At 45.4% G+C, this 8004-nt stretch carries 5 protein-coding genes and 1 pseudogene; 4 read left to right on the plus strand and 2 right to left on the minus strand.

The annotated features are described in order from the left end of the window. Positions 1-127: pseudogene (locus H6F63_RS18580) on the plus strand (ISKra4 family transposase); the annotation flags it as partial. Between the two features lie 129 nt (positions 128-256). Here the strand turns inward: H6F63_RS18580 and H6F63_RS18590 are convergent. Next, on the minus strand, positions 257-796 hold the full coding sequence (locus tag H6F63_RS18590) for a hypothetical protein (RefSeq protein ID WP_190638998.1): 540 nt from the start codon (positions 794-796) through the stop codon (positions 257-259). Positions 797-1164: 368 nt separating this feature from the next. Here H6F63_RS18590 and H6F63_RS18595 point away from each other — a divergent pair, with 368 nt between their 5' ends. Then, on the plus strand, positions 1165-4767 hold the full coding sequence (locus tag H6F63_RS18595) for a diguanylate cyclase (protein WP_190638999.1): 3603 nt from the start codon (positions 1165-1167) through the stop codon (positions 4765-4767). A 203-nt stretch (positions 4768-4970) separates the two neighbouring features. Further along, the gene (locus tag H6F63_RS18600; protein WP_190639001.1) at positions 4971-6149 is read left to right on the plus strand and encodes a ferrochelatase; all 1179 of its coding nucleotides are present in this window, start codon (positions 4971-4973) and stop codon (positions 6147-6149) included. Between the two features lie 337 nt (positions 6150-6486). Here the strand turns inward: H6F63_RS18600 and H6F63_RS18605 are convergent, their stop codons facing one another. Further along, positions 6487-7032, minus strand: a complete 546-nt coding sequence (locus tag H6F63_RS18605) for an NADPH-dependent FMN reductase (protein WP_190639000.1) — start codon at positions 7030-7032, stop codon at positions 6487-6489. A gap of 349 nt (positions 7033-7381) precedes the next feature. On the opposite strand from H6F63_RS18605, the gene H6F63_RS18610 reads away from it, so the two are divergent. Beyond that, positions 7382-8004: ATP-dependent metallopeptidase FtsH/Yme1/Tma family protein (locus H6F63_RS18610; protein ID WP_199298134.1), on the plus strand; the 623-nt coding region annotated here is incomplete at its 3' end.

Consider the following 8004-nt stretch of genomic DNA (forward strand, 5'->3'; position numbering starts at 1 on the left):
TGTAGAGTCGGCAGTAAAACAAATTGATAGAAGGTTGAAAATTTCAGGAGCGCAGTGGTTGATGAAAAATGTTAATCAAATGCTTAAGCTTCGGTGCGCCTACCTTAACGGATCAATATCCGTTTGATCCTCAAAAGCGCAAAACCGGGATGCTCCCAATTCATATCTCTAAAGGTTTACTTTTAAGAGAGTGTGGTAGCGAAGCGGTATTGCTCTAAAGCGCATGGTTTCACTAAAGCAAATCGTTTGTAAATTACTACTCATTGGCGTACCGTTGCAACAAGCGAGTTAGAAACTCAGCTGCTGTTGTGTAGGTTCGCGTTTGGGTACTACTACCTGAACTTACTCGCCAACCTTGTGCAGTTTCAGGCGATCGCCATAATTCTAAATGCTCTACTGACGGATCGGCATAGAAACTATCTTGCCCGGTTCCCAGTACAGCTGAACTCCAGTAAGTAAAGTAATCGTGGCTGATTCGGTGAATCGGAAAATTGCCACTTAAAGGAACACCCCAGCCATCTACAGCAATAAAAGCCTTTACGCTTCTTCCCGATAGCTGCCACATCCAAGCTGCACCAATGGCACCTACAACACCAGCACTAAAACTGATAAATACTACCGGAGAATTTACCGAACTTTTCCATAAAAACTGAAATATGTCAATAGCTGAATAAGCTGGGTAGTCGTTAGCCGGAAAAATCAACAAATTTTGATTTGAACCTTCCCATCGCAACCCTTTTAAGAAGCCTTCAGTCAGTTCTGGATCGTGGATTCCGGCACAAATGATTAGGCTCATTAATTTAATTTATAATTGATTGTAGGTAAAGCATCTACCCTAAGACATAAAAACAATAGAACTTTTAGATTATTTGCAGCAAGGTTGCTCTGGGTACTTTGTTAGGCGATTACTTCGTATATCGCTAGATACGCATTAAAAAGCAAAAGGAAAAAAATAATTCTTCACTTTTTTCCTTCTCACGCTGGTTTTTCAATGTCTAGTCTAATACAGGGTTTTGTAGCTATATAAACTGTAAAAAATCGTGGCGTTGCTTCGATTTATTAAGTAATGCTAACGCTGCGATCGCGCTGCTGGCTAGGTGGGAACTCTAATATTAAAGATTGCAAGAAGATACTATTAAGTAATTATGAAGTAGCGGGGCTGAAATGAGCGCAGTGGTACGCAAATGGCTCTTAGCAGTAACTGGGTTTTCACTAAAGAAAGGCGATCGCTCCCAGTTTTCCGATCGTCTTAGCATCGCTGTCGATCCTCGATACAGCCTTAGGCTCCGCTTGGGTTTGGCAGTTGGTGGCATTACCCTAATACTGTCGATGTTGCAAAGTGTTACCGTCAGCCAACTTACCACCGCTAAAATAGAAGCTGAGACAGGTAATGCCTTAGTCGAGTTAGCGCACCAGATTACAGATAAGCTGGATCGGGGGATGTTCGAGCGCTACCGGGATATTCAGAATATCGCCACACTCCACACACTGCGCGATTATGCCACGCCATCAGAGGAGATGCGAAGTTTCCTAGAAAAGCTGCAAAGCACCAATCCTAACTATGCCTGGATTGGTCTTGCTGACACCTTAGGAATTGTCCAAGTTAGTACGGGAAAATTGCTGGAAGGCAAAAACATCTCTCAACAACCTTGGTTTCTCAAAGGACAGAAATTACCTGATGTAGCCGATTTGCATAAAACAGTGCTACTACCGAAGTTGCTACCTAACTTTAGTGCCGAATCCCTGAGCGTGGTAGATGTAGTCGCACCCGTAACCGATTTTGAAGGTAATTTCAAAGGTGTATTGTGCGCTCATCTAAGTTGGGAATGGGCTAAAGAAGTTGGCGACTGGCTTTCGGCGCTACAAAGCCGTTCCCAGGTAGAAATACTGATTTTGAGTCAAAATGGCACCGTGTTGTTCCGTTCGCCAAAGTTACAAGGGCTACAGATGAAACCCAAAAGCTTTGACATAGAACGTTATAGTGACCGCTATTTAATTGAAACTTGGGTAGATGGTAAAACTTATATAACTGGTTTTGCTCGCTCTCAGGGCTACTTGAACTATCCTGGCTTGGGTTGGGTGGTACTGGTGCGACAGAAAACTGATGTTGCGTTTGCGCCAGCGCGTCAGTTACAACAACAGATATTGATCGGGGACATGGTGTTTGGCCTCGTGTTGGCGATATTTGGCTGCATCGTGGCTGGAAAGATTGTCGATCCAATTTTAGCGATCGCATCCGCCTTACACCGCATCCGCCTGGGCGATACAACAGTCCAAATACCAGTACGCCAAGGAAATGATGAAATTGGCTTGCTCTGGCAATCTTTAAGCCAACTGCTCCAAAAGGTCACAGAACAAGAAAACCAACTCGTTGCGAGTAACCAGCTGCTGCATTTAAAATTAAGCGATCGCGCTAAAGCAGAAGTCGTACTGCAACAGAGTGAAGAGCAGCTGAGATTAGCCCTAGAAGCTGCCCGCATAGGGATTTGGGACTGGAATATCCTCACCGACAAAATTACTTGGTCTGATAATTATGCACTGCTATTCGGGCTGGAACCAGGAACCTTTAATGGCACCTATGAAGCCTTCAATGAATGGGTTCATCCTGAAGACCGCGAAAGCATCACCCAAGCCCTAAACAGATGGGTGAAAACCAAAGCAGAGTATGAACAGGAATTTCGTGTCATCTGGCGCGATCGCAGCATCCACTGGATAGAAGCTAAAGGACAATTTTTCTACGATAGCGGCTTCCAGGCGGTGCGGATGGTTGGCACAGTCATGGATATCACCCGACGAAAGCAGACAGAATTGAATCTGCAAAAAGCCAAAGACGAGCTAGAGTTCAAAGCCATCGAGCGTAACGAGGAGTTGAGCCAAGCCAACGAAAAGTTGCAACTCGAACTCTTCGAGCGCCAACGCACACAAAAAATGTTACAAGATCAGGCACAACTGCTCGATCTGGCTCACGATGCCATCCTGACATTAGATTTGAATTTTAATGTCACCTTTTGGAATCGTGGCGCAGAAAAAATGTATGGTTGGACGAAACAAGAAGCTTTAGGAAAGGAAAGCCATAAATTACTGCAAACGCAATTTCCCAAAGGCTTGCCTGAAATCCAAACCAAGCTATTACGAGAAGGACGCTGGGAAGGTGAACTTATCCAGACCAAACGGGATGGTACAACTATTGTAGTTACTAGTCGTTGGGCAATTCAACGGGATTTGCACGGCAGTCCGATAAAAATTCTGGAAATCAACAGTAACATTACAGCTACTAAGCGAAGCGAAGACGCGCTAATAGCTTCCGGTGTTCGTCTGGCAGGAATTTTGGATATTGCTGAAGATGCGATTATCTCAGTAAATCAAAGCCAGCAAATCACATTATTCAATCAAGGTGCGGAAAAGATTTTTGGCTACACTGCTAATGAAGTTTTAGGAAAACCGCTTAGCTTGCTGTTGCCAGAAAGTTTTGCAGATGCTCATCCTCAAGACCTGGCGCAATTTTTCCAATCTGAGAGCGTGGCAAGGAAAATCGGCGATCGCCGCGAGATTATCGGTTATCGCAAAAATGGTACAGAGTTCCCTGCGGAAGCTTCAATTTCCCAACTGGAATTAGGCAGCGAAAAAATATCTACTGTTATTCTGCGCGACATCACTGAACGCAAAGCGTCAGAAGAAGCGTTGCAGGCAGCTAACACTGAGTTACGTAGCTGGGTAAAGGAATTAGAATCTCGCAACCGAGAAATCGCCTTGCTTGGGGAAATGAGCGATATTCTACAAACTTGCTTAAGTATTGAAGAAGCTTATAGCGCGATCGCTGGATTAGTCCAACCCTTATTTCCTAATTTCTCAGGTGGGGTATTTGTGATTAATTCCTCAAAACAAATAGTCGAGGCTGTTGCTACCTGGGGAGATTCAACGTTTACTAGCCAGCTTTTGTTCACGCCTAATGAATGTTGGGCGCTACGACGCGGGCGATCGCATTTGTTTGAATGCGATCATCGTGGTTTGCACTGCAAGCACAGATTGGGGATTAGGCTAGATCCAACCAGGCGCACCAACACCGAGGAGAATTACTCCCAATCCCCAATCCCCCCTGCATCTCTGTGCGTCCCGATGATGGCGCAGGGGGAAGCCTTGGGCGTACTGTATTTGAGTTCTCAAGCTTTGGGACAATTCACCCAAGCTAAACAACAGTTAGCCACAACAGTTGCTGAACACATAGGTTTGGCGTTGGCAAACTTAAAACTGCACGAAGCTCTCAAGCAACAGAGTATCCGTGACACTCTTACTGGTTTATATAATCGCCGTTACTTGGAAGAATCTCTGGAACGGGAGATTAGCCGCGCTGAGCGCAAACAGCAATCACTGGGAATCATTATGATCGACGTTGACCACTTTAAGCGCTTTAACGACACCTTTGGTCACGAAGCAGGCGATACTGTGCTGAGAGAACTTGGCGTATTTTTGAAAAGTCATACCCGTGGTTCAGATATTGCCTGTCGTTACGGCGGTGAGGAGCTAACGCTGATTCTGCCGGAAACATCTTTAGAGGCTACCAGAGAACGAGCTGAAGCTATCCGGGAAGGAGTTAAGCACCTAAATTTACAAAATCGCCGTCAGAGCCTTGGTTCTATTACCCTATCAATAGGGGTAGCAATTTTCCCTACACATGGCTTGACAGGTTCGGCGGTGATTCGAGCAGCTGATGCGGCTTTATATCGCGCTAAACAACAAGGACGCGATCGCGTTCTTGCTGCCTCATAAAGCATAAATCTTCCCAACGATGAATCGCCCCAGCAAAACTTGCTGGAATATTATTTAATTACTGAATTATTTAAGCCAATCCCCCCCTAGGGGATGTTAAGCTAGATTATGAGTGGCACTTTCAGGGCAATGAAGCTGTAAAACAATGCGCTTTGCCAAAGTCCACTCTAAAGAAAGAAAATATTCCTTTGGAGGAATGCGACTTGGTTGCCACCCCTGAAAAACTGCAACAAACACCGAACGCTCAACAAGGTACAGACAAAGTAGCCGTCTTGCTAATGGGTTACGGAGAAGTTGAGAGTTACGAAGATTTCGCCAACTACAACGAGCAAGCTTTAAATCTACTCACCGCCAAATTTGCCCCGGTTCCCACCTGGATGTATCCACCAATTGCCAAGATTTTGGCAATATTTGACTTGCACGAGTGGGATCATCAGCACGGTAATTTTATTTCCCCCCACAACGCCATTTTTGAAAAACAGCGGGCGGGGATAGAGAAAAATTTACAGGAAAAATGGGGCGATCGCGTCCAAGTTTTCAAAGCCTTTAACTTCTGCGCTCCCTTCCTACCCGAACAAGTCCTCACAGAAATTAAAGCTCAAGGATTTGACAAAATCCTGATCTACCCCCTATTAGTAGTAGATTCCATCTTCACCAGCGGCATCGCCGTCGAACAAGTCAACAACGCCCTAGTCAATCTCGCTGATGGCAGCGAACACTGGGTAAAAGGACAGCGTTACATTCCCTCCTTCTACAACGAAACCGCTTACATCGATTTGCTAGCCAATCTCGTAGAAGAGAAAATTGTTCGCGACTTGGCAGTAGCGCATCTGCCCTCGCAAACAGGGATAGTGTTGATGAACCACGGTTGCCCCCACAAAGCCAAAGGCTTCACATCAGGTATTGTCGAAAGTCAAGCCCTGTACGACAAAGTACGGGACAAACTGATGAACAAATATCCGCTGATTTCAGTGGGCTGGCTCAACCACGACACGCCCCTGATTGAATGGACTCAGCCTGATGCCAAGCAAGCGGCTCTTAACCTAATTCAGCTAGGGGCAACATCGCTTGTCTTTATGCCGATAGGTTTTGCTACAGAAAATCACGAAACCCTGTTAGATGTAGACCACATCCTGCACTGGTTGCGTCGTCGTCATCCGCACGTTACCTACGTGCAAATGGAGTGCGTTAACGACAATCCTGAATTCTTAAAGATGGCGGCAGATTGGGCAAATCCTCAAATTGAGGCTTTAATCTCAGAGCAAGCACTTTCGGTAAATCCCCAGATGGCAGCAGTGCAAGCTCATACCCATAGCGGTCATCACCACGGTCACGATCACGACCATCAGCACGGTCATAATCACGACCATCACCACCACTAAGCCATCCTCTCATTCCCAGGCTGAGCCTGGGAATGATTTAGCTTAAGCTCTGCTTCACTTGCAAGGCTTTGAAGGTTATGTAGTTTGGTTGATTACATTCACAAAACAACCTCACCTCGCTAGAGCCATAGGCTCTAGCTTCCCTCTCCGATAAACGGAGAGTAGGGCAGTTTCATACAACCCTTAGAAAATATCGAAAATTGCGACATTTTGTAGGGGCATGGCATTGCCATGCCCCTACCGCCAATCAAAATCAACGTTACAGAATTTTCTTTTATCAAATGAAACCACCCTACTCTCCGAAAAACGGAGAGAGCCTGGGGGTGAGGTTCTTCGGCTAGGCAACGTTTCGCAGTTTTTGAGTATTTTCTACTAAACTCTGAGCAAACTCATCGAATCGTTGCGATAGTTTCTCATCCACCAGCTTGCCATCTGGGCTGAAGGCTTTCCAAGCTTGTCCAATCGCAATTTGCTCTGGAATTACCCAAGCATGAACCCAACGCATAATCACTCGCAGATCGTTGAGAGCGTTGCTGTTGACTTGCCCACCCAATACACTAATTAAACCAACAACTTTGTCGCTCATCTGGTCGAAGCTCATCAAGTCCAAGGCATTCTTCATAACGCCGCTGAGACTGCCATGATACTCAGGGGTCGCCAAAATTATGCCATCGGCCTCAGCTACCGCCTTTTGCAAACGCTCAACATCGGGAAAGCCGGGATATTCTTTTTCCCCGTTGCAGAACGGCAATTGCATCTGTCGCAAATCGAGAATTTCTACTGAAGCTCCTAAAGCTTGCACCCGCTGAGCTGCTAAATTCAAAGCCTGCTGACTCTGGGATGCAGGTCTTAAACTCCCGCCAATTCCAACTATTTTGACCATATTCGCCTCTACTTGGGTTAAAAACTGATTTGAATAAGAGCAAAAATACTTAACTAAACTCCACCATATGCTGTATTCCATATGCTGTATTAAATTCCATCTGTATATCGACCGCTAAAATCAAGCTAAAATAAATTGAAGTCGTAATGACTACATTTAAAATAGCTGATTTAAGCGAACTTTGTCAACGAGGCGGTCAAACGAGGCGGATCGGTTAGCACTCACGGCTGTAATAGAGAAAGTTAAACTAGATTGTAGAAAGGTTAACTCAACTGCTGAATCAGGTATATTTCTCAGGAAATCCAGCAAGTGAGAGGTTCAGTCAAAGCAGCAGGCAAAGGGTATTTGTATGAAAAACAGTTCCTCAATGAGAGCATGGACGGGGCAAGGACAACCAAAAAATTCTAAGGAGAATCGTGCTAAGAAGCCGAAACGCTTCTGGCAACTTGCCGCAGGTTTGATGATTTTTCAGGGGATGTTTTTGGGTTCCCCAGCCCTTGCCAAGGTAGAGCAGAACACCCTCAGTTATGGCGACCTGTTGCAGAAAATTGATGCCAACCAAGTCACCAAAGTAGAAATTGACCCAGCAACCAAGATTGCTAGGGTGACATTAAAGGGGCAAAGCTCCACAGCTCCGCGTCAAGAGGTGATGCTGTTTGAGCAAAATCCAGAGTTGATTGAAAGACTCCGCGATAAAAACATTGACTTGGATGTACAACCGTCTGGGGATAACGCGGCTGTTTTGGGGGTGGCGGCAAATTTACTTTTGCTGTTGTTCTTAATGGCAGTCTTAATGTTCGTTTTCCGTCGTTCTAGCAATTCCTCTGGTCAAGCGATGAATTTCGGCAAATCTAGAGCTAGATTCCAGATGGAGGCGAAAACAGGAATCAAATTTGACGATGTAGCTGGGATTGAAGAAGCAAAAGAAGAACTAGAAGAAGTTGTTACCTTCCTGAAGCAACCGGAACGGTT

The organism is Trichocoleus sp. FACHB-40 (assembly GCF_014695915.1).
GTDB lineage: Bacteria > Cyanobacteriota > Cyanobacteriia > Cyanobacteriales > FACHB-T130 > Funiculus > Funiculus sociatus.

Excerpts from the sequence above, each read along its gene's own strand:
- H6F63_RS18595 (WP_190638999.1), top strand. The coding sequence starts at position 1,165 with ATGAGCGCAGTGGTACGCAAATGGCTCTTAGCAGTAACTGGGTTTTCA.
- H6F63_RS18605 (WP_190639000.1), bottom strand. The coding sequence starts at position 7,032 with ATGGTCAAAATAGTTGGAATTGGCGGGAGTTTAAGACCTGCATCCCAG.
- H6F63_RS18590 (WP_190638998.1), bottom strand. The coding sequence starts at position 796 with ATGAGCCTAATCATTTGTGCCGGAATCCACGATCCAGAACTGACTGAA.